Here is a 26,176-nt window from a genome sequence, read left to right on the forward strand (position 1 = left end):
ATAGGAAACGATATGACAGTCTATTTCATTGGTGCAGGGCCGGGCGATCCGGATTTGATCACGGTTAAAGCCAAAGCACGGATCGAGGCCTGCCCTGTGTGTCTGTTCGCAGGGTCACTGGTTCCCGAAGCGGTTGTGGCCTGTGCGCCAGACGGGGCCAGGGTGATGGATACGGCAGCGATGACGCTGGATGACACCCACCGCGAAATCAAAGAGGCCCACGGGCGCGGCGAAGATGTGGCGCGGGTGCATTCCGGCGACCCGTCGCTTTACGGTGCCATTGCCGAACAAATCCGCCGCCTGCGCGCTGATGATATTCCTTTTGAAATCATTCCCGGTGTCCCCGCCTATGCGGCGATGGCCGCGACCATCGGGCAGGAATTAACCATTCCTGAAATCGCGCAATCTATCGTGCTGACACGGATGTCCATGCAATCCACTTCCATGCCCGCAGGGGAAACGCTGGAAAACTTTGGCCGCACAGGTGCCACATTGGCGATCCATCTGGCCGTGCGTAACATGCGAGAGATCGAACGCCAACTGGTGCCCCATTACGGCGCGGATTGCCCTGTGGTTGTGGGCTACCGCGTGGGCTGGCCCGATCAGGAAATCATTCGCGGCACCCTGTCAGATATCCGCATGAAAGTGCGCAAGGCCAAGATCACCCGCACCGCCCTGATTATGGTCGGGCCAGCGCTGGCCGAAAGCCATGATTTTGTGGATAGCGCTTTGTATGACCCCGCCAAGCCCCATGTACTGCGCCCTGTCACTGGCGTTGATCTGGTAGAGCCGAACAACACCTGATTGCCTAGCGCATTAGGAATAAAAAAAGGCCGGTGTTTTCATCAAACACCGGCCTTTTTTATGAATTTTCAAGCTAAGAGGCCGTGATGGGCCTTATTTATTGGTCGTGGGGTGGCCCTTGGCGCGGCGGGCTTTGTTTTTCTTGCTGTTGGCTTTCCCCACAGCAGGGGCAAGGTTTTTGCCGCCTCTGGGTTTCAGCGCGGTGACTACACCTTCGGGGCGGTTATCCTCGGGGCGGGAGCGTTTGCTGAACTTGGGTTTGCCCTTGTCTTTGGTCGGGGCAGGTTTCGGCTTTTTACGGCGTGGGGTCGGATCATCGTTCCAATCCACAGGTTTGCTGGACGTTTTTGGCTGAAATTTCGGTTTCGGCCCCCGTTGCGCGGCGCTGGGCGCGTCAATCCGTGTGATCGGCGAGTCTTTGTCCAGTTCCGAACGCGGGCCGAGTTTGGCAAGAAAGCTTTCAACACTGCCTGCGCGGATTTCCACAAGGCTGACATCATGTTGCACGCGGATCGCGCCCACATCGTCTTTGGTGATGCCACCCGCTTTACACAAGCGTGGCAACAGGCGGCGCACTTCGGCACCGGCATTCTGGCCACCGGCAATGGAAAACCACACGCTTGGACCAAAGGCGGCTTTGGCATCACGCGGATCAAAAGGCTGCGCCTCGCCCAGTTCTTCGGGGGCTGTCTGGCGTGAACGGTACAAGCGCAAATAGGCAGCGGCGATTTGTTCGGGGCTGTGCAGATCCAGCAGCTTTGCCACACCGTCGGTTTCTTTCTCGCCAACAGGCGTATGCCAAGCGTCATCCGCCAACATGCGGGCTTCGTCCTGCGCGTTCACTGCATCGGCTGATGGGGCAGGGCCTTTTTCAGCGGTCAGTTTGGCAGTGCCCAGCAGACGCTCGGCTTTGCGCACGGCTTTGGGGTTGGCGATCAGGATCGAAACCCCTTTGCGCCCCGCACGGCCTGTGCGGCCTGAACGGTGCAGCAGGGTTTCGCTGTTGGAGGGCAGGTCCGCGTGGATCACCAGATCGAGATTGGGCAAGTCGATGCCCCGCGCGGCCACATCGGTGGCCACACAGACGCGCGCACGCCCGTCGCGCATGGCTTGCAGCGCGTGGGTGCGTTCGTTTTGCGACAGCTCACCCGACAGGGAGACAACCGAAAATCCACGGTTGGACAGGCGGGTGGTTAAGCGGTTTACCGTGGCGCGAGTGTTGCAGAACACCAAAGCGCCCGGGGATTCGTAAAACCGCAGGGCGTTGATGATGGCTTTTTCCTCGTCGCGATTGGCAACGGACATCAGGTGATATTCGATGTCTGAATGCTGTTCGCGTTCGGCCAAGGTAGAAACGCGCACCGCATCGTTTTGATATTTCTTCGCCAGATTGCCGATGCTGCGCGGCACAGTTGCAGAAAACAACAGGGTGCGGCGGGATTCGGGTGATGCTTCGAGGATGAATTCCAGATCTTCGCGAAAGCCAAGGTCCAGCATTTCATCGGCTTCGTCCAGAACCACGGCGCGGATGCCGGACAGATCAATGGAACTGCGCATAATATGGTCGCGCAAGCGGCCCGGTGTGGCCACAACAATATGCGCGCCCTTGCCCAAAGCCCGACGTTCGTCGCGCATGTCCATACCGCCGACGCAAGACGTAACGGATGCATTGGCTTTACCGTAAAGCCAGGTCAATTCGCGCATGACCTGCATGGCCAGTTCACGGGTCGGGGCGATCACCAACGCCAGTGGTTTGCCCGCCGGGCCAAAGGTTTCGGCATCCCCGAGAAGGGTCGATCCCAGCGCAAGGCCGAAGCCTACGGTTTTACCCGACCCGGTTTGGGCCGAGACCAACAGGTCGGATTCACCAAGATCGGCGGCGGTAACAGCCGTCTGTACTGGGGTAAGGGTTTCATAACCACGCTCTGAAAGCGCGTCGGATAGGGCTTGTTTCATAGGTCATTTCTTTTCGGGGTAAGCCCCGAAGGCGGTCACGCGCGGCAGGGAGGTTTGGGCCGCAGCTACGCGGTTGAGGGCTGTGTGTAAAGGTCGTTTTAAGCAAGGCAGGGTTGCAAAATAGTGCATGGAAACGAATTGTCTCCATAAATTTCATTGAAAATACATAATAGTTTGCCACACTACGGGTAACCTTGGGAGGATTCTTATGGACGTTCACATGTCACCCGAAGTGCTGGAAGGGCTGCGCCGCGCCCGAAATCAGGACTTGAAACGCACCGCGCGATTGCGCGTTGTTGTGGGGGGCGATGTGTTTCCTGTGCTGCGCAGTTGGGAGGGTGGCTTTGCCCTATCCGCCGATGCGCCCCATTTGCGGGGAACGGTCGAATTTTGTGACGGTTCCAAGTTGCTGCATGAATGTCTGATCGTTTGTTCTTCCGAAGATGGGCCTGAAATGGTCTATGAATACAAACGTTTATCCCGTGTCACGGATGGGCGTGTGCTGGATTTCGAACAGGTGGATGATGCGCCAGTAGCCTATCTTTCGGGGCCTTTGGGATAGGATCTAGCCCGCTCCGCTGGGGGATATTTTTAGAAAGAAGAAGGGGGCGGCTGTTTTGGGCCGCCTTTTGTTGTTTTGCGCGGGCGTTTAATACAGCGGTTCTTCGTAGATTTTTTCACCGTCGATTGTCAGGCCTTTGATCATGGCGCTGCCGTCATTTGCGACGGATAAGATCACGCCCAGTTTTCGGTCTGCTTGCAGGTTTTCCAGTTCAAGGGCGCGGTCTTTGGCAGCAAAAAATCTGTCAAAGGGGAACGTAATGCGCAGAGAATCGCTGTTACTGTGTGATGTGAACTGCGTTCGACCCTTTAAAACGGGGCCATTGGCGGCGGTGGGATAGCTGCTGTGCAGGCTGACGGCTTGGGCAAACGGCCCAGAGGTATCAAGCACCATATAGACCGGATCGCCCCAATCGAATGTACCTTCAAGGGTAACATCTGCCCGTTGCACGGTGCTGATCAACAGTCTGAGCCGCGTGTAATGGCCCCGAAACAGGTCTCGGGGGTCGATAAAACCGGTTTCCACCAAAACTTCTTGGCCTGCGTTCAGGGCGGTGGCGCGGTCGGTGATGATTTTAGCAAGTACACCGGTTTGAAAAACCGCGGCCAAGACTGTGCCAAGGATCAGGAGACGCGGGGTCATTGTCTGGCTCCTTTCATGCGGGTCATACGCGGGACGACGAAGACGCCCGCTAACAGCAGCACCCCTGCCGCCAGATAGAACATGCTTGTGCCCAATAGCGTGCCCACCGTTTCAAAGTAGATCACGAGCATAGCGTTGCCAAAGGCTACAAAGCCACCGACAGCAATGGGGCGGTTTTCCAGCCGCCAGCCCATGCGGATCAGCCAGATCGAGCCGATCAGCATCAAAGACTCGGTTGCCACGGGCAGATTGGAGGCCAAGAGGCTGGTGCCAAAGGTCAGGGTTGCGAATAATGGGGTAACCACCAGATCATAGGTATTGGGGTGTGTTTTGCGCGAGGCGAGGACGGCCAGGGCTGTGCAAATTGCAACGGATATCAAGGCAGGAACGACGAAGGCTGTAACGATGACTGGATAATCTGCCATGCGCCATTCATAGCGCACCAAATCATGCCATGCGAAGATCATCACCGCGAGATAGCCTGTGGTGTATAGGATAAATGCGCGTTCAAAGCCGCCTAGCAAGGCCAGTTTGCGATCGGAAAAGAGCGCGGCAGACAGAACGATGAATGCTGTGGCGAAAGTTATGGCCAGCAGGGTCAAAGATTGGTCATTGGCGAAGCTGATGGCTGTGCAACCGGCCCAGATATAGGTTGTCAGGGTAATCAGATGTGCTGCGAACCGGCTGCGCATCCAATAGGCCAGCCCCGCGCAGGCGATCATATAAAGGGGGAAATCCAGTTGCACGAAATGGGTGCGGCTGTACAGGCTGGGGGATAAGAACAACCAAACCAGCAACAGGGCTATAGTCAGGCATAAAGCGGGTATTGAACGGGTCAGCGCGGCGGCGATCATCGTGCCGATGGCCCACAGCCATGTGGCGTCTTTGGGGCTGCCCTGGATGTGGTAAATCTGGCTGATCAGCATGATCCCCGCGCCGAACATGGCGCAGGCGCCCAATGTAAAAACCTGTGCGAACCAGCGGTGATTGCGCAGGTTCAGCAGCACTGAGCCGCACCAAAATCCCCACATGGCGGCAAAGATCAGCCCGACACGGGTGAGACGGGTCATGTCTTCCCAGTTTGCGGCGACAAAGGTCATGGCGGCAAAACCAAGGCAGATAACGGCCAGCAGGATCAGGATGTTGCGAAAGGCAAATCTGGTGACGTTGGCCTGTGTATCGGCGCTGAGTGTTGCCGCTGTGCTGGCTGTGATCAACCCACGGGACTGCCAATCAGTGATGGCGTCGGCGAGTACCGCTTTGCGAGTCCAGATGACCATAAAATGCCCTTTCTGTTTCGCGACAGATTAACATGAACGGCGTTCATGTAAAGGGCTTTATGAAATGCGCCCTACCTCAGTCCGACATTCAGCCAGACATTCAGAATGGGCGGCATTTTTTAGCGGCGCGACCGGACCATGCCGACGATGTCGTAGGTTTTGCCGAGGATCGGTTCCGCAATTGCAGCGGCGCGGTCGGCCCCGTTGCCAAGAATCCGGTCGATTTCGGCAGGATCGCCCATCAGCCGGTTCATTTCCTGCGTGATCGGTGCCAGATGATCCACGGCAAGGTCGGCGAGCGCGGGTTTGAACTGGCCGAACTGCTGGCCGGCAAACTCGGTAATGACGCTATCGGCGGTCCGGCCTGACAGGGCGGCGTAGATATTCACCAGATTGCGCGCTTCGGGGCGGCCTTCCAGCTCCTTCAGGGTTTCGGGCAGCGGCTCTGCATCGGTTTTGGCCTTGCGGATTTTCTTGGCGATTGTGTCGGCATCATCGCGCAGGGTGATACGGCTTTGATCCGACGGGTCGGATTTCGACATCTTCTTGGTGCCATCGCGCAGGGACATGACACGAGTAGCCTCGCCTTCGATCAGGGGTTCGGGCGCGGGGAAGAAATCCGTGTCGTAATCGTGGTTGAACTTGGCAGCGATGTCGCGGGCCAGTTCGAGATGCTGTTTCTGGTCTTCGCCCACAGGCACATGGGTCGCCTGATAGATCAGGATATCCGCTGCCATCAATGCGGGATAGGCCAGCAACCCCAGCGAGGATTTTTCAGCGTTCTTGCCCGCCTTATCCTTGAACTGGGTCATGCGGTTCATCCAGCCGATGCGCGCGACGCAGTTGAAGATCCACGCCAATTGCGCGTGGGCGGGCACTTGGGACTGGTTGAACAGAATGGATTTCGCCGGATCCAGACCGCAAGCGATATAGGCTGCCGCCACTTCGCGGGTGTTGTGGCGCAGGTCGGCCGGGTCTTGCCAGACGGTAATGGCATGCATGTCGACCATGCAGTAAACGGTTTCGATGCCGGATTCCTGCATCTCGACAAAGCGTTTCAGCGCGCCAAGATAGTTTCCCAACGTCAGATTTCCTGATGGCTGAATGCCGGAAAAGACGCGCGGTGTGTGTATTGTCTCGCCCATTGCGAAAACTCCGTCTGGTGTTGCTGGGGGGGTTATCGCTATATGGGCGGGTATCGTCAAGCGATGGAGCCTTTTGATGTATGACGCCGATGGGAATGCCGCCCCGATTAACCCTTTGCCGCCGGTTGTGGTTTTTCTGGTAGTGCTTGTGGTTGCGGTTGAGGCGATCTTCCAATTGGGTGAGGCTGGCATCATCGGCGGGGCCACGGGGCCTGCATGGCGGATCATGATTGCGGATCAGTTCGGGTTTTCAAATGCGGCGGTCTATTTGATGTGGGACACGGGGCAATATCCGGCGGATTTGCTGGTGCGGTTTGTGACCTATATGTTCATCCACACCAGTTTCATCGCGGCCTTGTTCAGCGTGGTTTTTATACTGGCCTTGGGAAAATTCGTTGGCGAACGGGTGCATTGGCTGGTGTTTCTGACGATCTTTTTTGGCAGCGGTATTCTTTCGGCTTTGGCGCAAGCGATTGTGATGGGGCCGACTATGGCTATGTTGGGTGCGGGGGCGGCCTCTTATGGTCTGATCGGGGCGCTGAGCTGGATATTATTCACCGAACAACGGGCAGCAGGGCAAAACGGCTTGCGGGCGTTTCGGCTGATTGCCGCGCTGGGGATTTTGCTGGCGGTGTTTTCGGTGATGTTTGGCGGTCATGACTGGTTTGAACGGGTGGCGGGATTCGCCATAGGATTTGTGATTTGCGCCGTGTTACGTCCGGTTGAGGGTGCGGGCCTGTTGTATTGGCGCGATCGGCTGCGGCGGGGAAATTCCTGACGCGGTGCGGTTCTCGCTGGGTCAGGATTTGGATATTTTACCCAAAAAGAGCCATGGGTTCCCTTATCTGCGCACGAAGTTGCGCAGGCCTTGTTTGGTAAAAGCACCAAGGCTGAGGCAGGCGGCAAAGTAAATGCCAGTGCCGCCGCAAACCAGAATGGCAAGAGCAGGGTAGCGCAGGCCAGCGGTGGACAGCCAGTCTTTCAAAAGCAGTTCCAAGCCGTAGGTACAGACCCCCATGATGACGCTGGCGATTAACATGCGCGGAATAGCGTGTTTCAGGCGGTCATCAAAGGATGCGGCTAATCCCATGCGCCGCGTGCCGAAATACAGCAGCACAGCCAGCGCGACAGAAGACAATGTGGTGCCGATAGCCGCTGCCAGATAGCCGAAATGGGCGGCCAGTCCGATGGCAAGCCCCGCGTTTAGCACCATAGAGACGATGGCGAAATAGAACGGGGTCTTTGTGTCTTCGCGGGCGAAATACAACGGTTGGAACACTTTTTGCAGCACAAATGCGGGCAGGCCGATGGCGTAAATTGACAGGGCGGCGGCGGTGTTATGGGCATCCGCTGCGGTAAAGGCCCCCCGTTCAAACAGCACAGATACAACCGCTTGGGGAACCACCAGAAGGCCGACGGCGGCAGGCAGGGTCAGGGCCAGCGCAAATTCGGCGGCGCGGTTAAAGGCATAGCGGCCACCGTCTTCATCGCCTGACTGCAACTTGCGTGACAGATCAGGCAGCAGCACCACGCCGATGGCAATGCCGACAACCCCGAGGGGCAGTTGGTACAGGCGGTCTGCCACAGCCAGCCACTGGATCGCGCCATCAAAATAGCTGGCCACCTGACGCCCCACCAACAAGTTGACCTGAACCACGCCCCCCGCAAGGGCCGCAGGGGCGGCAATCATCGCAAGGCGACGCATTTCAGGGGTGAAGCGGGGGAGTTGGGGTAAAAGGCGGATCCCCGCACGCGACGCGGCGATCCAGACTAATGCCAACTGGGCAATGCCTGCCGCAGGAACCCCCCAAGCCAGCGCAAGGGCTACGTTCCCGTCCAGTGCCCAAGTCACGGCCATGGCGGCAATCAGGATGATGTTCAGAACCACAGGGGCGGCAGCGGCGGCGGCAAAGCGACCCATAGAATTCAAAACGCCCGAAAGCAGCGCCGCCAGCGAGATGAACAGGATGTAGGGAAAGCAGATGCGGGCGAAATCGGTAGACAGATCAAACCGTTCGTCGCCTGCAAAGCCGCTGGCCATGGCGAGAACGAACCACGGCATGAACAGTTGCGCGATCAGGGTCAGGGCGATCAACAAGCTGGCCAGTCCTGCCATGGCGTTCTGGGCAAACTGTCGGGCGTCCTCGCCTGATTCCAGTTTTTTGGAAAACATCGGCACGAAGGCCATGTTGAACGCGCCTTCGGCAAAGAAGCGGCGGAACATGTTGGGCAGGGCAAAGGCAACCTGAAATGCCTCGGCTACGGGGCCTGCGCCAAAAAAGGCGGCGATCATGATGTCGCGTACAAAACCCATGATGCGGCTGGCAAGGGTCCAACTGCTGACGGTAAAGAAACTGGCAAGCAGGCGGATGTTCCGCGGCTTGGTCGCGGTTGTCAAAGCAAGGCTCCGGCAGCGCTTTTTTCAATGGCGGCGCGCAGGGCGTCGCCGATCTTTTTGCGTTTGGCCTCGCCGTGCAATTTCAACCCGAACATATCTTTCACGTAGAACACATCCACCGCCTGTTCGCCGTATGTGGCGATCACGGCACTGGCGATGTAAATATTGTTATTGGACAGGGTTCTGGTCAGATCATACAGCAAGCCCGGGCGATCGCGGGTGTCCACCTCGATGATGGTGTAGATGTCCGAACCCTTGGTGTCGAAAGAGATCACTGTTGGCACCACAAAATCCCGTTCGCGCTTTTTGATCTTGTCGCGGGATTTCAGACCGTCCTGCGCGCTGACCTCACCTTTCAGGGTTTTGGTGATCATCGAACGCAGGCGGGTCAGGCGGGATTTTTCGTATTGTTTGCCATTGGCGTCCTGAATCCAGAACACCGCCGTGGCATAGCCATCAGACGAGGTATAGGTCCGCGCATCCACCACATTGGCGCCCACAAGTGCCAGCGCCCCCGCCAACCGCGAGAAAATACCGGGGTGGTCCTGCAGCACAAAACACGCCCGCGTTGCGTCATGGTCTTTGTCGGGTTTGATGTCGGTTTGAATTTCCGAGGTTGAGGCTTTTTGCATCAACTTGGCGAAAATTTTATGGGTTTCTGTGTCCAGACCCTGCCAATATGACGGATAATGCCGCTCTATTTCCAGTTCCAGCGCCTTGCGACTCATTTTAGGTAGGGCGGCGCGCAGGGCATCCTGTGCTTCGCTGGAGGATTGTAATTCGAGAACTTTGTCGAAACCCTCTTGCAGGGCCAATTTGGTGAAGCGGTACAGATCGCGGATCAGCTGGGCTTTCCAGTTGTTCCACGTGCCCGGCCCGACACCGCGAATATCGCAGACGGTCAGTACGGTTAACAGATTCAGGCGGGAGGTGGTTTTCACCACCTTGGCAAATTCCCGCACGGTTTTCGGGTCTGACAGATCCCGTTTCTGGGCCACATCAGACAGCAGCAAGTGGTGACGCACCAGCCAGACAACCGTGTCGGTTTCCCCCTCTGACAAGCCAAGTTGCGGGCAGATGACACGGGCCAGCCGCGCCCCCGCGATAGAGTGGTCTTCGGGCAGGCCTTTACCGATGTCATGCAGCAGCATCGCCACATACAGCACCTTGCGATCCACACCGTCTTTCAGAATGCCCGAGGCCACAGGCAGGCTTTCTTTAAGTTCGCCTTTTTCGATTTTGGCCAGATGGGAAATACATTGGATCGTGTGTTCGTCCACCGTGTAATGGTGATACATATTGAACTGCATCAGGCAGACAATCCGTTGGAATTCAGGGATAAACGCGCCCAGAACCCCCAGCTCGTTCATCCGTCGCAACGCCCGTTCAGGATTGCCGTAGTCCAGCAGCAGCGACAGGAACAGGTCTTGGGCTTTGGGGTTGGTGCGCAGTTTATTGGTGATCAGTTCCAGATTGGCCACGATCAGACGCATGGCATCGGGGTGGATCAGTATGTCGGAATCCAGCCCCTGTTCAAAGATGCGCAGAAAGTTGATCGGATCGGTAAGGAAGTCTTCCTCGTCTTCGATCGCCAGTCTGCCGTGAACGATTTTATACCCTTTCGGGGCGACAAGGGAATCGCTGCGCCATGGCATCGCTTTGAGCAGCCGCGCCCCGAAAGAGGGCTGCTGTTTGACGTGCTGGGCTTCAAGTGCGGTCAGAAAAATTCGGGTCAGATCGCCCACATGGGTGGCGTGGGTGAAATATTCCTGCATAAACGCCTCGACCCCGCGCAGGCCTTTGGTGTCTTTGTAGCCAAGCGCTGCGGCGATGGCCACTTGGTTGTCAAAGGTCAGTTGTTCGGCGGCGCGCCCCACCACCAGATGCAGGTGGCAGCGTACGGTCCACAGGAAATTCTCGGCTTGATCGAAATTGGCGTATTCGGTTGTGGTAAAATACCCCTGATAGATCATTTCAGAGGGCAGTTTTGCCCCGCTGAGGTATTTGGTGATCCAATACAGGGTCTGCAGATCGCGCAGGCCGCCTTTGCCCTCTTTTACATTGGGTTCCAGCAGGAAACGGGTCGCCCCCTGTTTCTTATGGCGGGCTTCACGCTCTTCCAGTTTTTGGGCGACAAATTCAGGGCCGGTGGATTTGAACAACTGCTTCCACAGTTGGGCGTCCAGTGTCTCGGCCAGTTCCGCGTCACCTGACAGAAACCGCGCTTCCAGCAGGGCTGTGCGGATGGTCAGATCACCGCGCCCCAGCCGGATACATTCCTCAACCGTGCGGGTGGCGTGGCCCACTTTCAGTTTCAAATCCCACAACACATAAAGCGTGCTTTCTACGACGCTTTCGGCCCAAGGGGTCAGTTTGTAAGGCGTCAGGAACAACAGATCCACATCGGAAAACGGCGCCATTTCCCCGCGGCCGTAACCGCCCACGGCGACGATTGAAATCTTTTCCGCGCTGGTCGGGTTGGGCAGAGGATGCAGGTATGTCTGCACCATATCCATCGCCGTTTTCACCAGTTGATCGGTCAAAAACGTGTAAGACCGAATGGTGCGGCTGGTTTTGAACGGGGTCTTCAAATAGGCCGTTTTGATTTTCTCGCGGGACTCTTTGTTCACGCGATCCAGAACGGTTCCAATCACGGTCCGTTTTGCGAAATTATCGGTGCAAGATGCAATCTCGGTTGCGATTTCGGCGCGGATACGTGGCGCGTCAAACAGTGCTCCCGACGCACAGATCAGCGCGCCGGGAGCACCCGAACCGGTTTGTCTGCTTTTAAGTTTACGAGCCGGCGCCACCAAAACTCCTCGGTGCTGGATCAAGGACAACAACCTGCCCTTCGCGGAAGGTTGCAACGGCCAGCGCACGCTGGTTTGTCCCGTCAGGTCGCAGGCGGAATACACCGTTTGCACCGCTAAAGCCAGCGGGTCGTGTGAGTTTATTGCGGGATAATGCATCGCTGGAACCGGACTGCAACAATGTGCCAACCGCGCGCATTGCGTCATAGGCTTTGCCTGCCAGCAAATGTGGCCCAACCCCGTTGGCAGCGCCATAGCGCTGGTTAAAGGCACTGGTCGCGCTGGTGTCGTTCAGCGCAAAAAGTGATCCCTGCATGCCGGGGTTTGCCCGCACGCTATCGGCTGTTTTATCCCAGCGGGTCAGGCCGATAAACTGTGTGTTGGCAGCGCTGATGCCGTTTTCAGGCAGCAATTGCGCAAAAACAGGCAAGGCCCCAGCCGCATCGGCGTCCATCACCAGCGCGGTGGCGCCGCTTTGCTGGATCAGGGATTTGGTGGCGCTTACGGCGGCAACCGCGCTTTCGGTGGTCAGTTCGTATCTTGCAACACCGGCAAAGCTGGCCCCGTTGTTCTGGGCGGCAGCTTTCACGGCTGCGGCGGCGACTTCGCCCGCGGCATCAGATTTGACCAATGCGGCAATGGAACGGCTCCCTTGGCGTGCAGCATAACCGACAACGCGGTCAGCGGTATTGGCGAAAGTGTCGCCCAGAATAAAGACGTTGCCCCCTGCAATGTCAGGGTTGTTGGAAAAGCTCAGAACATTGATCCCTTGGGACGCAACCGCCGCACCTGCCGCATTGGCAGCTTGTGCAAACAGCGGCCCGACCAGCACTTTTGCCCCGTCTTTCGCCGCTTGTTGCGCGGCGGCGGCGGCGCGATTCGGATCACCTGCGGTGGAATAGACCCGCAAATCAATCTGGACATCGCTCATTTCAGCTACAGCCAGTTTGGCCGCAGCCACCAGACTGCCAGCCAAGGCCTCTTGCTGCTGAACTCCTGAACCAGAGGGCACCAGAATGCCAACAACAACAGGTTTATTGGTGTTCACACGGGGTCCTTGCGATCCGCCGCCTGTTTCCGTACAGCCCAAAAGCACCGTGGCAACCGCAACAGCGCCCGCCGCTTTGATCCCGAAATTTCTGATCCGTTGAAACACGACAGTCCCCCTTAGTGACTTGACTGGTCATAACAGACCATTATGTGCAAAAAGTTATGTGTTGGGCACTTGGAAATCAACGCCTGTTGAACAAAGAAATGGAATTAAGCAAATGCACGCTGGAAAAATAGCTGCTGGCCTGCATTTGGTGGCAACGCCTATCGGGGCAGCGCGCGATATAACACTGCGGGCGTTGGATATTCTAACCCACGCCGATGTGCTGGCCGCCGAAGACACCCGCAACACCCGCCGCTTGCTGGATATTCACGGGGTTAAACTCGGGGATCGACGGCTGCTGGCCTATCACGATCACAATGGTGCACAAGTCCGCCCGCAATTGCTGGCAGCCCTGAAAGAGGGTGCCTCGGTGGCTTATGTTTCAGATGCCGGAACGCCCATGGTGGCAGACCCGGGGTTTGATTTGTCTCGGGCTGTGATTGCAGCAGACTTGCCGGTTTTTGCCGCGCCCGGTGCCTCGGCGCTGTTGGCCGCTTTATGTGTGGCAGGACAACCCACAGACAGGTTTTTCTTTGCAGGCTTCGCCCCCAATAAGCCTGCTGCGCGAAAACGGTTTTTTGCAGAATTCGCCCAGATAGAAGCAACCTTGGTGTTTTACGAATCACCCAAACGCGCCGCCGCCAGCCTGAAAGACATGTGCGACGTGTTTGGGGCCGAGCGTCCTGCCTCTTTTTGTCGGGAACTGACCAAGAAGTTCGAAGAAACCGTTCGCGGATCATTAGCACAAGTCGCAGCAGATATTGCAGCCCGCAGTTCAATTAAGGGCGAAGTCGTGGTGGTTTTAGGCCCGCCCCCACCAAAAACCATCTCAGAAGAAGACGTGGATGAAGCCCTAAGCGAGGCGCTCGGCCGTTTACGCGTGAAGGATGCGGCAGGTGAAGTGGCTCTGCGGTTCGGATTGCCTCGCAAAGACGTTTACAATCGTGCCCTGACCCTGAAAGACCATTTACCCTAGTTTAACACCTTGTCGATAAACCTAATCTGACAATCAAAAAAGGGTTTAGCATGGATCGCGCCACAAACGGGAAACTGTCTTATTTGAAAGGGCAAGCTGCTGAACATCAGATTGCCTTGGCCTATGAACGCAATGGGTTTGAAATTGTGGATCGCCGGTGGAAATCCAAAGACGGTGAAATTGATCTTGTTGCACGGCACGATCAGAAACTTTATTTCATCGAAGTGAAAAGCAGTAAAACGTTCGACAGTGCGGTTCAGCAGATAACGCCTCGGCAGCAACAGCGTATTCATGATTGTGCATTACAGTATCTTGCCGAAAAAGCTGGCCACTTGGATGTGGATTGTCGGTTCGATGCGGCGCTTGTGGATGGCACGGGGCGCATCAAGGTTCTGCCGGGTGCATTGCTTGCCGCTTGATTTCCTTCAAATCTGAACCTCAAATTAACAGTTCTTTGTAGATAGATTTATGCGGGGTCATTGAAACCCGCGCTGCTCTGCGTCATGTATTTATAAACGCAATTTGTGCAGCAAAGCTGCTCTCTAGAAAGAACCCACCGTTATGAGCTTGAAGGTCGCCTTCCAAATGGACCCGATCGGGGACGTTGATATTAACGCAGACAGCAGTTTTCGCATTGCCGAAGAGGCGCAGGCCCGTGGGCATGAACTGTTTTACTACACGCCTGACAAACTGGCCTTTGAAGAGGGACGTGTGACCGCGCGTGGCCATCGCATGGAACTTCGCCGTGTAAAAGGCGATCACGTGACATTGCAACCCGAAGAGAAAATTGATCTTGCGGATTGGGATGTGGTCTGGCTGCGTCAGGATCCGCCTTTTGATATGGGCTATATCACCACCACCCATATTTTGGACATGATCCACCCAAAAACCTTGGTGGTGAATGATCCTCAATGGGTGCGGAACTACCCTGAAAAACTGTTGGTTTTGCAGTTTCCCGATCTCACTCCGCCCACCACAATCGCGCGGGATTTGAACACTTTGAAGGAATTCAAGGAACGCCACGGCGATATCATCCTCAAGCCGCTGTACGGCAACGGTGGTGCTGGGGTGTTTCGTCTGGAGCCAGGTGATCGCAACCTGAATTCCTTGCATGAACTGTTTTGCGGCATCAACCGAGAGCCTTTGATCGCCCAGAAATTTCTGCCGGATGTTGCTGCTGGCGATAAGCGGGTGATTTTGGTGGACGGGGAACCTGTCGGGGCCATCAACCGCGTTCCTGCCAAGGGCGAAACTCGCTCGAACATGCATGTGGGCGGGCGGCCTGAAAAAGTGGCACTGACGGATCGGGATCGCGAGATTTGCGCTGCGATTGGCCCGTTGTTGCGGGAAAAAGGGCAGATTTTTGTCGGAATTGACGTGATCGGTGGTAACCTGACCGAAATCAACGTCACCTCGCCCACGGGAATTCAGGAGTTGGAGCGGTTTGACGGGATCAACGTGGCCGAAATGATTTGGCAAGCTATTGAAAGGCGAATCCCAAAATGAACTCTCTGCGCCTTTGCCTGTACAGTGCGTTTACCCGGCTTGTGATCAAGCCTTGGGTGGCGCGTGTTCAAAACCCGGCAGAGGCGCGACAAGCCTTTGAAAACCATGCAAAACGCATGCATGTTCATCCTGCTTTTGCGGATTATCGCAATGGCGCGATTGCGGATGTGCCTGTGACTTGGGTGTCTCGCGGCGCAATAAAACGCGAAGATGTGCTGCTCTACATTCACGGGGGCGGTTTTATTGTGGGCAGTCCGGACACCCACAAACATATGGTGGCTGAAATCGCGGGCGACCTTGGCATACAAGCGGTGATGCCGCGATATCGTTTGGCACCTGAACATCCGTTTCCTGCGGGGTTCGATGATGTGGTGGCCACCTACGAAGGGCTGATCGGGCGGGGCCTGCGTGCGGATCAGATTATTCTTGGCGGCGATAGCGCCGGGGGAAATCTGGTTCTGGCTTTGTTGGCGCATTTGTCTGATTCTAAAGCGGATTTACCCCAATCTGCCTTTGTCCTTAGTCCCGTCGTGGATATGTCGGGTGGGTTTGATAGCCTGAAATCCAACGCAAAAAGTGAAGTTTTACTAAGTTCTGACCGGTTCGACGAATTGGGAACAATGTATCTGGGGGATCAGGATCGTAAACAGCCCTATGCCTCCCCTTTTTATGCCAAATTTGAACGATGCCCGCCGATCCTGTTACACCACAGCGACGGGGAAATGTTGCGTGATGACACGTTGGAAATGCAAAGCAAACTGGTGTCGCAGGGGCATGATGTTCTGGTGCGCAGTTGGCCCAATGCCTTTCATGTGTTCCAAATTATGACCGGCCACTTCCCTGAAGCCCGCGCCGCAATTAACGATATTGTAGCCTTTATCAAGGCGCGCCGGAGCCCAAACGATAGCTGATCGCCTCGGCTACATGAGGCAGGCGAACCCTGTCAGATCCCGCTAAATCCGCGATTGTACGGGCGACCCGCAGGATGCGATGATAACCCCGCGCTGATATTTGGAACCGATCCGCTGCTTTTTCCAACATCGCTGCGCCCTCGGGATCAGGCGTGGCGATCTCTTGTAAAATGGTCCCTTCGGCATCTGCATTCTGGCGCAAATCGGTATGATCTTGAAACCGGACACATTGAATTTTTCGCGCGGCAGCAACCCGTTCGGCAATGGAAAAGGACGAATCCCCTGTGTCAGGTAGTGTAAGATCTGTCATGGAAACTGGCGGGACGTCGACCCGCAGATCGAAGCGGTCCATCAAGGGGCCGGATATTTTTCCGAGATAATCCTGCCCGCACAATGGCACACGGGCGCAGGCGCGCGCGGCATCTGCCATATAACCGCAACGGCAGGGGTTGGCGGCAGAAATCAGCATGAAACGGCAGGGATATGTTACATGGTTGTTGGCGCGGGCCACCATCACGGTGCCGGTTTCCAAGGGTTGGCGCAGGGTTTCCAGCACTTGCCGAGAGAATTCCGGCAGTTCATCCAAAAACAAAACGCCATTATGGGCGAGCGAGATTTCCCCCGGTTTCGCACCGCGCCCCCCCCCGACAATCGCCGCTTTTGATGCGGTGTGATGGGGGTCGCGGAACGGGCGGGTTTTGGAAATACCGCCAGAAGACAACAGCCCGGCGAGCGAGTGGATCATCGAGGTTTCCAGTGCTTCTTCCGGTTCCAACGGGGGTAAAAGGCCGGGAACGCGTGCGGCCATCATGGATTTCCCTGAACCGGGTGCGCCGACAAAAAACAGATGGTGCCGCCCCGCCGCTGCGATTTCCAAGGCGCGTTTGGCCCGTACCTGGCCTTTCACATCTCTTAGGTCGCGGGTTTGCGGATCGGCAATGACTTCTCCTGGTTGGGCGGGGGTTAGAATGTGGCGGCCCCGAAAATGGTTCATACATTCCAGCAGGGACGCGGGCGCGATCACCTGCACAGCCCCGACCCACGCCGCCTCGGCACCGCAATCGGCAGGGCAGATCAGGTTGCAATCCTCTTGGGCCGCTGCAAGGGCCGCAGGTAAGGTGCCGATCACAGGAATAAGCCCGCCATCCAGTGAAAGCTCCCCCAAGGCCACTTGCCGTTCCACGTCTTCGCGGGGGATCACATCCATCGCCGCCATCAACGCCAGTGCGATGGGCAGGTCAAAATGCGACCCCTCTTTTGGCAGATCCGCAGGTGACAGATTGATGGTGATGCGTTTTGACGGCAGGGCCAGTGCAAGGCTGTTCATGGCGGCGCGCACTCTTTCTTTCGCCTCGGACACGGCTTTGTCAGGTAGGCCGACAATCTGGAACGAAGGTAAACCCGGGGAGAGGGAACATTGCACCTCTACAATGCGGGCCTCGACCCCATGAAACGCAACTGTATAGGCGCGCGCGACCATTGATTCCCCGATCCCGTTAAGATTGGTTAACGATACGGGGGCGATGGTTTATTTTTGGTAAATTTGTATAAACCGATCCCAAGCCGCAGCATCCGCTACGGTTTTGTCGCGGCAGAATGTATTGCAAAAGCCAAAGATACGTCCGTCGAGTTCCAGAAAATCCGTCACGGGTTTTCCGGAATAAGGGCAGGTTTCGTTTTCAGACGGGCCCGCGTCGACTGCACGGGCGGGCAAGGGGGCTGGACCAGGCCAGTTGCCTTCAATCAGGTCTTTGTCATAGCCGTTTTGGATATAGTTCTGGGCCAACCCCATGGCGCGCCAGCGGCGGAATGCTGGATCGGCCAGATGTGCGGCTATATAGGCGTCGGCTGCGTCGCTGCGGGGCAGGTTATAGGTGGCAAAACGTGTGACAGCTGGGGCGTAAAAGGCATCGGCGATGGTGTATTGGCCGAAAAGCCACGGGCCGTCCTGCCCGAATTCTGTGCGGCACATATCCCAGAGGTCCATCATGCGCTGCGTATCAGCCAGCACGGCGTCCGAGGGTTTGTAATCTGGATAATGACGCCGCAGATTCATGGTGCAATCGTTGCGCAGCGCCCCGAAGGACGCGTGCATTTCCGCCGTAACAGACCGCGCCATGGCACGGGCGGCAGGATCGCTGGGCCACATGGTTTTGTCCGGGTTCTGTTCGGCCAGCGTTTCAGCAATGGCGATGGTTTCTTGTACCACCACACCGTCGAATTTCATCGCGGGCACCAAACGGGCGGGCTTGAACTGTTCCAACATCTGTTGGAATTCCGGTAGATACATGCGCGCAGTGTGCTGTTTGAACGGGATGTTGAAACGTTCAAACAGCAGCCAGCCACGCAGGGACCAGCTGGAATAGGTTTTATCGGCTATGGCGAGTTCATATTTCATAGGGCGAGTATTCCGGTTGCTGGAAAAAACGCAAATCGTCTTTTGTGATCAATTGCGTCACGGATTGTGATTGACCCCCAGCACACGCCACGCCTTGCCCATATGTTCAAGTCGGGTAACGGACAGGTTGTCGATTTTGAACGAGAGCGCGGATTTCGCGGGCATCCCTGCGGCCCGTTGAACCTGCGTCAGAATCGCGCCGAAATGGGCGACGACGATGATATCGGTGTCGGGATGTGCGCTTAACAATCGGTCTACGCCGCGGCTGACCCTTTGTCCTGCGGCATCCCAGCTTTCGCCGTTTGGGGGCGCGTGGGGGCCGGGGTCGGACCAATAGGCGCGGGACAGATCGGCGTCGGTTTTAGATACTTGGCCAAAGGTTTTATCTTCCCAATCGCCGAAATGCAGCTCGCGCAAATCAGGGTCGTGGGGCAGGCGGGTGCGGCCTGCGGACAGGGTGTCGGCGGTGGCGACACAGCGGATCAGGTCTGATGAAATTACCACAGCCTGTTGCGGCAGATAGGCGTTCAACCGATCCAGCGCGGGCTGATCAGACAGATCGGCGGGCGCATCGGTCCAGCCGATCAACCCGTCGCGGTGGGTCGGGCCATGGCGGACAAACCAGAAACGGCTCATGTCAAACCCTCGGGCAATTGGCCTTTCAGGACTTGGGGCAGGCCGGCCGTCACCATCACAACCAGATCGGCATGTTGGGCGATTCTGGCGTTCAATCGGCCTTGGGCCCGTTGGAACCGCCGTCCCAAAGCTGATTCTGGAACAATGCTGTGCCCGACCTCGTTTGAAACTGTAACAATTGGGAAATTGCATGCGCTTGCAGCGGCCAAAAACAGGGTCGCTGGGTCCTCGGCGGGCGGATTTGTGCCGTTTTCCGCCAGAATTAAATTGGTGAGCCACAATGTCAGGCAATCTACCAGTGTGATTTGGTGATCTGGCAGGGTTTGCAAAACCTCAGGGACAGCGATGGGGGCTTCGATCGTGTTCCAGTCGTTGCCGCGATCCTTTTGATGTTCAAGGATTTTTTCGCGCATTTCTGAATCGAAAGCCTGTGCTGTTGCGATATAGCTGCGCGGTAAGCCGCTGTGGGACACCAATTGTTCTGCAAAGTGGGATTTGCCAGAGGCAGCCCCCCCTAGAACAAGGGTTAATTTAGGGAAAGTTAAAATAAGTGCACTCCATTGTGATCGGACACTCCCGTTCCTACGTAGTATATTGTGAGCAAAGCTTACTAAAGCTCAAGCACAGATTGGATTAGGAGATCTCAATATGCCTCTTGATGACATCACAAATCATGACTTTCGCCGTCAGGCGATGAAAGCCGAATTACTGGATGCAGAAACCGAAATCGCCTTGGCGCGGGCATGGCGGGATGACCGCGATGAAAAGGCGCTGCACCGATTGATTAACGCCTATATGCGATTGGCCATTTCCATGGCGTCGAAATTCCGACGCTACGGGGCCAATACACAAGACCTGATTCAGGAAGCGGGCGTTGGCCTGATGAAGGCAGCGGATAAGTTCGACCCCGAACGGGGCGTGCGGTTTTCGACCTACGCGCAATGGTGGATCAAAGCTGCCATTCAGGACTATGTCATGCGCAACTGGTCGATGGTGCGCACCGGATCCACCAGCAGCCAGAAGGCGCTGTTTTTCAACCTCAAGCGGGTGCAAGCCACGCTAGAGCGCGAGGCGACTTCGGCGGGTGTGGAACTGGACGGGCATCAACTGTCCGAAATGATTGCGCAGGAAATCGGCGTGCCGTTGCGGGATGTGGAAATGATGCAGGGGCGGTTGTCCGGCTCTGACTTTTCACTGAATGCCCAGCAATCCGCCGAGGATGAAGGTCGCGAATGGCAGGATACGCTGGCGGATGATGGCCCGCAGGCGGCAGAGGTTGTGGAACGCAACCACGATCTGGGCCAGCTGCGCAACTGGTTGAACACAGCCATGGAAGGCCTGAATGACCGCGAACGCTATATTCTGGCACAGCGGTTGTTGATCGAAGACCCGCGTACGTTGGGATCAATTGGCGAAGAGCTTGGCCTGTCCAAGGAACGGATTCGTCAGGTCGAAGCGGCAGCCCTTGGCAAGTTGAAGAAACTGCTGGAGAAAAACACTGGCAACTCGGCAGAATTGATGGCTGAATTGATGTGATACCATCCGGCGCTGGCGTCGGAATTGGATATTTGACCCAAAAAGAGGGCGGTTTCAGGTTTTGCTGGAACCGCCCTTTGCTTTGCGGGCGAAGCTGGCTAAGTCTGGTGCAAGAGCTATCTGGAGTTTGCCATGTTGAACGGGCGCAGAGTGTTGTTGGTGATCGGGGGCGGGATTGCGGCGTATAAGAGCCTCGATCTGATCCGGCGGTTGCAGGATCGGGGGGCCAAAGTGGTGCCAGTAATGACCAAAGCCGCAGAGGAGTTTGTGACGCCTTTGTCTGTGGCGGCTTTGTCAGGGTCCAAGGTGTTTCGCGAATTGTTTGATCTGACGGATGAGGCAGAGATGGGGCATATCCAACTGTCCCGCTCGGCGGATCTGGTGGTGGTTGCCCCTGCGACGGCGGATTTGATGGCGAAGATGGCCCATGGGATTGCGGGTGATCTGGCCAGCACCCTGTTGATGGCCACGGACAAGCGGGTGTTGATTGCGCCTGCGATGAATGTGCGCATGTGGGATCACGCAGCGACCCAGCGGAATTTGACCACACTGACGGATGACGGCGTGTTGGTGGTGGGGCCGGATAGCGGCAATATGGCCTGCGGCGAATATGGGCCGGGTCGTATGGCCGAGGTGCCCCAGATTGTTGCGGCTGTTGAAAATGCGCTGTTGAACGGGCCGTTGCGGGGCAAGCATGTTTTGGTGACCAGCGGGCCGACCCATGAACCGATTGATCCGGTGCGCTATATCGCGAACCGATCCAGCGGGGCGCAGGGCACTGCGATTGCGCAGGCTTTGGCGGGGCTGGGCGCGCGGGTGACTTTTGTGACGGGGCCAGCGGACCACCCGATGCCTGAAGGCGTGGATGTGGTACGCGTACAGACGGCGGCAGAGATGTTGGCGGCGGTTCAATCCGGTTTGCCTGCGGATGCGGCCGTGTTTGCAGCGGCTGTGGCGGATTGGCGGGTGGCCAGTGCTTCGGGCAGCAAGATCAAGAAAGACGGCAGCGGGGCCTTGCCAGTTTTGGAATTTGCCGAAAACCCCGATATTCTGGCAACGGTCAGCCAGTTGACGCAGGGGCGTCCGCCTTTGGTGGTTGGCTTTGCGGCGGAAACCGATGACGTGATTGCCCATGCCACAGCCAAGCGGCTGCGCAAGGGCTGTGACTGGATTGTCGCCAATGATGTGTCACCTGAAACGGGAATCATGGGCGGGTCTGAAAATGCGGTAACCTTGATTTCGGATACGGGATCAGAGCCTTGGCCCCGAATGGGGAAACAGGCGGTTGCGGATCGTCTGGCGGCAAAAATAGCGGAGGTGATCGGTGGCTGATCTGGCGGTGAAAATTATCTATCTGGACGATGCGGACCGCGAAATTCCGCTGCCCGCCTATGAAACCAGCGGGGCTGCGGGAATGGACCTGCGGGCCAATCTGGCGGATCGCGGCCGTGTCGAAATCGCGCCCAATGCGCGGGCACTGGTGGCCACGGGGCTGGCGCTGGAAATTCCGCGCGGGTTTGAAGCGCAGGTGCGACCTCGGTCCGGTTTGGCGTTGAAACATGGTGTCACGGTGGCCAATGCGCCCGGTACAATCGACAGCGATTATCGCGGGCCTTTGGGGGTGATCCTGATCAATCTGGGGGACGCGCCCTTTGTGGTGAACCACGGTGACCGGATCGCGCAGATTGTCTTTGCGCCGGTCATGCAAGTGGGGTGGGATTTGAACCATCCGCTGGGGGAATCCGAGCGGGGCACGGATGGTTTTGGATCGACTGGTCAGGGCTGATGGTCTTTAGCCTGATTATCATCTGTGCGGCGGCTTTCGGGCTGCGGCTTATGGGCGGCTCTCGGGGGGCGCAGGGGGCGATTGTGGCCCTTGGGCTGGCCTTTGTGCTGTTGGTGCAGGTGACCTTACCTGCCGGGAATAGTTTGCGGATTGCGACGGGTGGGTCTGTGTCGAACTGGTTAATCCTACTGGCAGTTTTCGCGGTTGTCGGGGGATACGCCTTTGGCATCAAAAAGCTGAAAGCGCGGGCTGGCGGTGCCGAAGAGATCGCCGTAAAATCCGACAAGATGTCTGAAACCGAATTGGACCGTTATGCCCGCCATATTGTGCTGCGTGAAATCGGCGGACCGGGCCAACGCAAGCTGCGCAAGGCGCGGGTTTTGGTGGTGGGGGCAGGCGGTTTGGGTGCGCCTGTGCTGCAATATCTGGCGGCGGCAGGCGTCGGGACTATCGGGGTGATTGACGATGATGTGGTCAGCCTGTCCAACCTGCAACGTCAGGTCCTGTTCCGCGAAGACGACATGGATAAGCCCAAGGTTTTTGCAGCCCAGGCGGCTTTGAAAGGGCTTAATCCATTTGTAGAGGTTCTGCCCTACAACCGAAAATTTACCGCCGAACAGGGGGCTGATCTGGTGGCAGAGTTTGATTTGGTGCTGGATGGCACCGACACCTTTGCCACCCGTGCGCTTGTAAATAAGGCCTGTGTCGCCGCAGCTAAACCGCTGGTTTCAGGCGCAATTGGCCAGTGGGAAGGGCAAGTCACCGTGTTTGATCCCGCCCGTAATGATCCTTGCTACGCCTGCCTGTTTCCCGACCAACCCGCTGACGGTCTCGCCCCAAGCTGTGCCGAGGCTGGCGTGGTTGGCGCTTTGCCCGGTATCATCGGGTCGATGATGGCGGTTGAGGCGATTAAGGAAATCACCGGAGCAGGGCAGGTTTTGCGCGGCTCCATGTTGATTTTTGATGCGCTTTATGGCGAAAGCCGCAAGATACAAATTGAACGGCGCAGCAGTTGCACCGTCTGTGGAGGACTTTGACATGGCTCATGTAACCCTAGCCGAATGTGACGCGGCACTGGCGCATATTCTGGCCGCCCCGAAAGAAGCGGCGATCGAAACCCTGTGCCACCGTCCTGATTTCGGCCAGCGGGATTTCCGCGAAGCGTTGGAATTGCGCGTGGCCACAGGTATTGAAAATGAACGTTGGATGAAACACCCGTGGATGAAGCTGGAAGACGGCTCTCCCGATCCGCGCATTCAGGTTTCTATTCTGCAACGGCGGGTGCTTGATCTGTGCTGGCGGGATCGCGATAGCGTGGTTTACCCCGGTGATACGATGATTGCGGATATGGATCTGGGAGAGGAAAACCTGCCCGCTGGCACGCGCTTACAGGCGGGAACCGCGATTCTAGAAGTGTCGGATGTGTTCAACACCGCCTGCGCTAAATGGAAAGTCCGTCACGGGCGCGAAAGTTTTGACTGGATCAACAGGCCGGAAAATGTGCAGCACCGTCTGCGCGGGGCGCTGTGTAGTATCGTGCAGGATGGCGTAGTACGCAAAGGCGATGTGCTGACCAAAATCTAGGTCAGCACCTTGATATCATTTATTTTTTAAACGGGCGTTTGGCCGTAATCCGCATCGTTTACGTGTTCCAGCCAGTCGGCAACGCTGCCGTTCAGGGCCTCTTGCATGGCGATGTGGATCATGGCGCAATCGGCTGTGGCACCGTGCCAGTGTTCCTCATTCGGGGCGAAAAACACAGTGTCGCCTGCGCGGATAATCTCGGGCGGTTTGCCCCGTAGACCGACCAACCCCGTGCCAGACACCACATACAACGTCTGCCCCAACGGGTGGGTGTGCCATGCGGTGCGCGCACCCGGTGCAAAGTGGACTTTTAAGGCGCGCAGGCGGGCGGGCTCGGGGGCCTCGACGATCGGGTCTTGCCAGACGTCACCTGTAAACCAGTCGGCGCTGGCCTTTTTTGTGGGCCTGCTGCCGCTGCGTTTGATGTCCATCTTGGGTATCCTTAAAAAGGGGTTTTGAGTGGCGGCGCGCTTACAGCATGCTTGGAACAACCTGATCCGGTGGGCGGTGACCATCGGCGAAGGTCTTGATGTTGATGATAACTTTCTCACCCATTTCCACCCGCGCTTCTTCGGTCGCCGAGGCCATATGGGGCAACAGCATCACGTTATCCAGCCCGCGCAGACGAGGATTGATTTCATTGCCGTGTTCAAACACATCCAGACCCGCACCCGCCAGTTCGCCAGCCCGCAACATACGGGTCAGGGCGTTTTCATCCACCACTTCCCCGCGCGAGGTGTTGATGACAAAGGCGCTGGGTTTCATCAGCTTCAAGCGGCGGGCATTCAGCAGATGAAAGGTGCTGGGCGTATGGGGGCAGTTGATTGAAATCACATCCATCCGCGCCAGCATTTGGTCGAAACTTTCGCAATAGGTGGCCCCAAGTGCTGTTTCCACGTCTTTGTGAACCCGTTTGCGGTTGTGATAAAACACCTGCATCCCAAAGGCATTGGCGCGGCGGGCAACGGCTGTGCCGACCTGCCCCATGCCCAGAATCCCCAGACGTTTGCCGCCCAGACGCGCGCCCAGAAACGCGGATGGGGACCATCCTTGCCAATCGCCAGATTGCAAATGGCCAGACCCTTCGCGAAAGCGGCGCATCACCGCCAGCATCAAAGCCATGGTCATATCAGCCGTGTCATCGGCCAGCACACCGGGTGTGTTGGATACCAAAATCCCCCGCTGGCGGGCGGTGGCCACGTCGATGTGATCGACGCCCGAACCGTAGTTGGCAATCAGCCGCAGATTTGCGCCTGCCTGTGCCAACATTCCCGCGTCGATTGTATCGGTCAGGGTTGGAACCAGCACATCCGCAGTGCGCAGGGCTGCCGCCAATTGTTCGCGGGTCATGGGGGTGTCTGTCTCGTTCAATTTTACGTCAAACAGCTCTGACAGACGGTTCTCGACTGTGGCAGGTAACCGTCGCGTAACAACAACACTTAATTTACTTGAGGGCATTTGATGTAACCAACTCTGGATTTGTTTTCCCTATTCTGCCAAGGATTCGCCTAATGGGGCAAGGTTAAAGACCCCGACTGAGGCAAAAGATTACAACGGCGGGTCAAGATGGCACGGGCGGCTTTCATAATACTGGTTTTCAGCGTTCTCTTTGCGGTTGCAGGGGGCGGGGGTTCAGCTATGGCCTCGGGCAAGCGGGGTCCAGTGACGAATCTGCCGATGCCGCGCTTTGTTTCGATGAAATCCGAAGAAGGCAACGTGCGGCGCGGCCCTTCGCTAACGCACCGTGTGGACTGGGTGTTCAAACACGCCAATCTGCCCTTGCAGATCGTTGCGGAATACGGTCATTGGCGGCGGGTTCAAGACGCCGAGGGACAGGGCGGCTGGATGCATTACTCGCTGCTGTCAGGATCACGCTATGTGATTGTTCAAGAAGACAAAGTCAGCCTGTACCTGACCCCGAATGATGCCGCTGCTACGCGGGCTTATGCCGAACGGGGCGCCTTGGCGCGATTGGGATCATGTGAGCTGAATTTCTGTGAAATCAGCGCCCAAGGGGCCAAAGGCTGGGCCAAAAAAACCGATCTTTGGGGCGTAACCCCGGATGAGGTTCGCGACTGATCTTGCGACCAGCC

The 26,176-nt window shown here is 56.9% G+C and carries 26 protein-coding genes; 13 read left to right on the forward strand and 13 right to left on the reverse strand.

Annotated features, from left to right (window positions below; translation table 11 throughout):
• Positions 1 to 12 precede the first annotated feature (12 nt).
• Positions 13 to 804 (forward strand): precorrin-4 C(11)-methyltransferase, encoded by a 792-nt coding sequence (gene cobM / locus GGE09_RS03525; RefSeq protein ID WP_309743921.1) that lies wholly within the window; start codon positions 13 to 15, stop codon positions 802 to 804.
• A 93-nt stretch (positions 805 to 897) separates the two neighbouring features.
• Here the strand turns inward: cobM and GGE09_RS03530 are convergent, their stop codons facing one another.
• Positions 898 to 2,760: a DEAD/DEAH box helicase gene (locus tag GGE09_RS03530; RefSeq protein WP_309743923.1), complete on the reverse strand. Its 1,863-nt coding sequence runs from the start codon at positions 2,758 to 2,760 to the stop codon at positions 898 to 900.
• A gap of 208 nt (positions 2,761 to 2,968) precedes the next feature.
• Here GGE09_RS03530 and GGE09_RS03535 point away from each other — a divergent pair, with 208 nt between their 5' ends.
• Complete coding sequence (locus GGE09_RS03535) at positions 2,969 to 3,322, forward strand: hypothetical protein (protein WP_309743925.1); 354 nt, start codon at positions 2,969 to 2,971, stop codon at positions 3,320 to 3,322.
• A gap of 87 nt (positions 3,323 to 3,409) precedes the next feature.
• On the opposite strand, the gene GGE09_RS03540 is transcribed toward GGE09_RS03535, so the two are convergent.
• The 3 genes from GGE09_RS03540 to trpS form a co-directional block, all read right to left on the reverse strand.
• Positions 3,410 to 3,964 (reverse strand): GDYXXLXY domain-containing protein, encoded by a 555-nt coding sequence (locus GGE09_RS03540; RefSeq protein WP_309743927.1) that lies wholly within the window; start codon positions 3,962 to 3,964, stop codon positions 3,410 to 3,412.
• The gene (locus tag GGE09_RS03545) at positions 3,961 to 5,244 is read right to left on the reverse strand and encodes a DUF2157 domain-containing protein (protein WP_309743929.1); all 1,284 of its coding nucleotides are present in this window, start codon (positions 5,242 to 5,244) and stop codon (positions 3,961 to 3,963) included. The genes GGE09_RS03540 and GGE09_RS03545 overlap by 4 nt, the downstream gene beginning before the upstream one ends.
• Before the next feature lie 119 nt (positions 5,245 to 5,363).
• Positions 5,364 to 6,389 (reverse strand): tryptophan--tRNA ligase, encoded by a 1,026-nt coding sequence (trpS, locus tag GGE09_RS03550; protein ID WP_309743931.1) that lies wholly within the window; start codon positions 6,387 to 6,389, stop codon positions 5,364 to 5,366.
• Positions 6,390 to 6,465: 76 nt separating this feature from the next.
• On the opposite strand from trpS, the gene GGE09_RS03555 reads away from it, so the two are divergent.
• Positions 6,466 to 7,167 carry a rhomboid family intramembrane serine protease gene (locus GGE09_RS03555; RefSeq protein WP_309743933.1) on the forward strand — a complete coding sequence of 234 codons (702 nt, stop codon included), beginning with the start codon at positions 6,466 to 6,468 and terminating at the stop codon, positions 7,165 to 7,167.
• A 63-nt stretch (positions 7,168 to 7,230) separates the two neighbouring features.
• Here the strand turns inward: GGE09_RS03555 and murJ are convergent, their stop codons facing one another.
• The 3 genes from murJ to GGE09_RS03570 are packed head-to-tail and all read right to left on the reverse strand — an operon-like array spanning position 7,231 to position 12,753.
• Positions 7,231 to 8,787: a murein biosynthesis integral membrane protein MurJ gene (gene murJ, locus GGE09_RS03560; RefSeq protein WP_309743935.1), complete on the reverse strand. Its 1,557-nt coding sequence runs from the start codon at positions 8,785 to 8,787 to the stop codon at positions 7,231 to 7,233.
• Complete coding sequence (locus GGE09_RS03565) at positions 8,784 to 11,600, reverse strand: [protein-PII] uridylyltransferase (protein ID WP_405048532.1); 2,817 nt, start codon at positions 11,598 to 11,600, stop codon at positions 8,784 to 8,786. The genes murJ and GGE09_RS03565 overlap by 4 nt, the downstream gene beginning before the upstream one ends.
• Positions 11,581 to 12,753 (reverse strand): ABC transporter substrate-binding protein, encoded by a 1,173-nt coding sequence (locus GGE09_RS03570; protein ID WP_309743939.1) that lies wholly within the window; start codon positions 12,751 to 12,753, stop codon positions 11,581 to 11,583. Before GGE09_RS03570 ends, GGE09_RS03565 begins: the two co-directional genes overlap by 20 nt.
• A gap of 112 nt (positions 12,754 to 12,865) precedes the next feature.
• Between GGE09_RS03570 and rsmI the strand changes: the two genes are divergently transcribed.
• From rsmI to GGE09_RS03590, 4 genes are all read left to right on the forward strand, one after another.
• The gene (gene rsmI, locus GGE09_RS03575) at positions 12,866 to 13,726 is read left to right on the forward strand and encodes a 16S rRNA (cytidine(1402)-2'-O)-methyltransferase (protein WP_309743940.1); all 861 of its coding nucleotides are present in this window, start codon (positions 12,866 to 12,868) and stop codon (positions 13,724 to 13,726) included.
• Between the two features lie 50 nt (positions 13,727 to 13,776).
• Complete coding sequence (locus GGE09_RS03580; RefSeq protein ID WP_309743942.1) at positions 13,777 to 14,145, forward strand: YraN family protein; 369 nt, start codon at positions 13,777 to 13,779, stop codon at positions 14,143 to 14,145.
• Positions 14,146 to 14,287: 142 nt separating this feature from the next.
• Positions 14,288 to 15,232 carry a glutathione synthase gene (gene gshB / locus GGE09_RS03585; protein WP_309743944.1) on the forward strand — a complete coding sequence of 315 codons (945 nt, stop codon included), beginning with the start codon at positions 14,288 to 14,290 and terminating at the stop codon, positions 15,230 to 15,232.
• Positions 15,229 to 16,143 (forward strand): alpha/beta hydrolase, encoded by a 915-nt coding sequence (locus tag GGE09_RS03590; RefSeq protein WP_309743946.1) that lies wholly within the window; start codon positions 15,229 to 15,231, stop codon positions 16,141 to 16,143. Before gshB ends, GGE09_RS03590 begins: the two co-directional genes overlap by 4 nt.
• Here GGE09_RS03590 and GGE09_RS03595 read toward each other — a convergent pair.
• The 4 genes from GGE09_RS03595 to cobU are packed head-to-tail and all read right to left on the reverse strand — an operon-like array spanning position 16,112 to position 19,770.
• Positions 16,112 to 17,623: a YifB family Mg chelatase-like AAA ATPase gene (locus tag GGE09_RS03595; RefSeq protein WP_309743948.1), complete on the reverse strand. Its 1,512-nt coding sequence runs from the start codon at positions 17,621 to 17,623 to the stop codon at positions 16,112 to 16,114. The two genes, GGE09_RS03590 and GGE09_RS03595, sit on opposite strands and share 32 nt — an antisense overlap.
• A 48-nt stretch (positions 17,624 to 17,671) precedes the next feature.
• On the reverse strand, positions 17,672 to 18,541 hold the full coding sequence (locus GGE09_RS03600; protein WP_309743950.1) for a glutathione S-transferase: 870 nt from the start codon (positions 18,539 to 18,541) through the stop codon (positions 17,672 to 17,674).
• A 57-nt stretch (positions 18,542 to 18,598) separates the two neighbouring features.
• Entirely contained in the window at positions 18,599 to 19,177 is a 579-nt protein-coding gene (locus tag GGE09_RS03605) for a histidine phosphatase family protein (protein WP_309743952.1), read from the reverse strand.
• Positions 19,174 to 19,770, reverse strand: a complete 597-nt coding sequence (cobU, locus tag GGE09_RS03610; protein ID WP_309744823.1) for a bifunctional adenosylcobinamide kinase/adenosylcobinamide-phosphate guanylyltransferase — start codon at positions 19,768 to 19,770, stop codon at positions 19,174 to 19,176. Before cobU ends, GGE09_RS03605 begins: the two co-directional genes overlap by 4 nt.
• 55 nt (positions 19,771 to 19,825) lie before the next feature.
• Between cobU and GGE09_RS03615 the strand changes: the two genes are divergently transcribed.
• From GGE09_RS03615 to GGE09_RS03635, 5 genes are all read left to right on the forward strand, one after another.
• Positions 19,826 to 20,713: an RNA polymerase factor sigma-32 gene (locus GGE09_RS03615; protein WP_309743954.1), complete on the forward strand. Its 888-nt coding sequence runs from the start codon at positions 19,826 to 19,828 to the stop codon at positions 20,711 to 20,713.
• Between the two features lie 132 nt (positions 20,714 to 20,845).
• Positions 20,846 to 22,045, forward strand: coding sequence for a bifunctional phosphopantothenoylcysteine decarboxylase/phosphopantothenate--cysteine ligase CoaBC (gene coaBC / locus GGE09_RS03620; RefSeq protein WP_309743956.1), 1,200 nt, complete (start codon positions 20,846 to 20,848; stop codon positions 22,043 to 22,045).
• Positions 22,038 to 22,499, forward strand: a complete 462-nt coding sequence (dut, locus tag GGE09_RS03625; RefSeq protein WP_309743958.1) for a dUTP diphosphatase — start codon at positions 22,038 to 22,040, stop codon at positions 22,497 to 22,499. Before coaBC ends, dut begins: the two co-directional genes overlap by 8 nt.
• Entirely contained in the window at positions 22,499 to 23,536 is a 1,038-nt protein-coding gene (locus tag GGE09_RS03630) for a HesA/MoeB/ThiF family protein (RefSeq protein ID WP_309743960.1), read from the forward strand. Before dut ends, GGE09_RS03630 begins: the two co-directional genes overlap by 1 nt.
• A gap of 1 nt (position 23,537) precedes the next feature.
• The gene (locus tag GGE09_RS03635) at positions 23,538 to 24,083 is read left to right on the forward strand and encodes an MOSC domain-containing protein (RefSeq protein WP_309743962.1); all 546 of its coding nucleotides are present in this window, start codon (positions 23,538 to 23,540) and stop codon (positions 24,081 to 24,083) included.
• A gap of 26 nt (positions 24,084 to 24,109) precedes the next feature.
• Here GGE09_RS03635 and GGE09_RS03640 read toward each other — a convergent pair whose 3' ends face one another.
• Together GGE09_RS03640 and GGE09_RS03645 are read right to left on the reverse strand one after the other, a co-directional pair.
• Entirely contained in the window at positions 24,110 to 24,514 is a 405-nt protein-coding gene (locus tag GGE09_RS03640) for a cupin domain-containing protein (RefSeq protein ID WP_309743964.1), read from the reverse strand.
• Between the two features lie 40 nt (positions 24,515 to 24,554).
• A complete protein-coding gene (locus GGE09_RS03645) occupies positions 24,555 to 25,541 on the reverse strand; it encodes a D-glycerate dehydrogenase (RefSeq protein WP_309743966.1) in 987 nt (328 codons plus the stop codon).
• A 204-nt stretch (positions 25,542 to 25,745) separates the two neighbouring features.
• Here GGE09_RS03645 and GGE09_RS03650 point away from each other — a divergent pair, with 204 nt between their 5' ends.
• On the forward strand, positions 25,746 to 26,162 hold the full coding sequence (locus tag GGE09_RS03650; RefSeq protein WP_309743968.1) for an SH3 domain-containing protein: 417 nt from the start codon (positions 25,746 to 25,748) through the stop codon (positions 26,160 to 26,162).
• The last annotated feature ends 14 nt before the right edge of the window (positions 26,163 to 26,176 follow it).

The organism is Roseobacter sp. N2S (assembly GCF_031454055.1).
GTDB lineage: Bacteria > Pseudomonadota > Alphaproteobacteria > Rhodobacterales > Rhodobacteraceae > Amylibacter.

Coding starts and splice junctions, on each gene's coding strand:
- GGE09_RS03540 (WP_309743927.1), bottom strand. CDS start 3,964: ATGACCCCGCGTCTCCTGATCCTTGGCACAGTCTTGGCCGCGGTTTTT.
- gshB (WP_309743944.1), top strand. CDS start 14,288: ATGAGCTTGAAGGTCGCCTTCCAAATGGACCCGATCGGGGACGTTGAT.
- GGE09_RS03535 (WP_309743925.1), top strand. CDS start 2,969: ATGGACGTTCACATGTCACCCGAAGTGCTGGAAGGGCTGCGCCGCGCC.
- GGE09_RS03615 (WP_309743954.1), top strand. CDS start 19,826: ATGCCTCTTGATGACATCACAAATCATGACTTTCGCCGTCAGGCGATG.
- rsmI (WP_309743940.1), top strand. CDS start 12,866: ATGCACGCTGGAAAAATAGCTGCTGGCCTGCATTTGGTGGCAACGCCT.
- GGE09_RS03640 (WP_309743964.1), bottom strand. CDS start 24,514: ATGGACATCAAACGCAGCGGCAGCAGGCCCACAAAAAAGGCCAGCGCC.
- GGE09_RS03580 (WP_309743942.1), top strand. CDS start 13,777: ATGGATCGCGCCACAAACGGGAAACTGTCTTATTTGAAAGGGCAAGCT.
- GGE09_RS03595 (WP_309743948.1), bottom strand. CDS start 17,623: ATGGTCGCGCGCGCCTATACAGTTGCGTTTCATGGGGTCGAGGCCCGC.
- GGE09_RS03605 (WP_309743952.1), bottom strand. CDS start 19,177: ATGAGCCGTTTCTGGTTTGTCCGCCATGGCCCGACCCACCGCGACGGG.
- GGE09_RS03555 (WP_309743933.1), top strand. CDS start 6,466: ATGTATGACGCCGATGGGAATGCCGCCCCGATTAACCCTTTGCCGCCG.
- GGE09_RS03635 (WP_309743962.1), top strand. CDS start 23,538: ATGGCTCATGTAACCCTAGCCGAATGTGACGCGGCACTGGCGCATATT.
- trpS (WP_309743931.1), bottom strand. CDS start 6,389: ATGGGCGAGACAATACACACACCGCGCGTCTTTTCCGGCATTCAGCCA.
- cobM (WP_309743921.1), top strand. CDS start 13: ATGACAGTCTATTTCATTGGTGCAGGGCCGGGCGATCCGGATTTGATC.
- GGE09_RS03645 (WP_309743966.1), bottom strand. CDS start 25,541: ATGCCCTCAAGTAAATTAAGTGTTGTTGTTACGCGACGGTTACCTGCC.
- GGE09_RS03545 (WP_309743929.1), bottom strand. CDS start 5,244: ATGGTCATCTGGACTCGCAAAGCGGTACTCGCCGACGCCATCACTGAT.
- GGE09_RS03590 (WP_309743946.1), top strand. CDS start 15,229: ATGAACTCTCTGCGCCTTTGCCTGTACAGTGCGTTTACCCGGCTTGTG.
- GGE09_RS03530 (WP_309743923.1), bottom strand. CDS start 2,760: ATGAAACAAGCCCTATCCGACGCGCTTTCAGAGCGTGGTTATGAAACC.
- GGE09_RS03630 (WP_309743960.1), top strand. CDS start 22,499: ATGGTCTTTAGCCTGATTATCATCTGTGCGGCGGCTTTCGGGCTGCGG.
- GGE09_RS03600 (WP_309743950.1), bottom strand. CDS start 18,541: ATGAAATATGAACTCGCCATAGCCGATAAAACCTATTCCAGCTGGTCC.
- coaBC (WP_309743956.1), top strand. CDS start 20,846: ATGTTGAACGGGCGCAGAGTGTTGTTGGTGATCGGGGGCGGGATTGCG.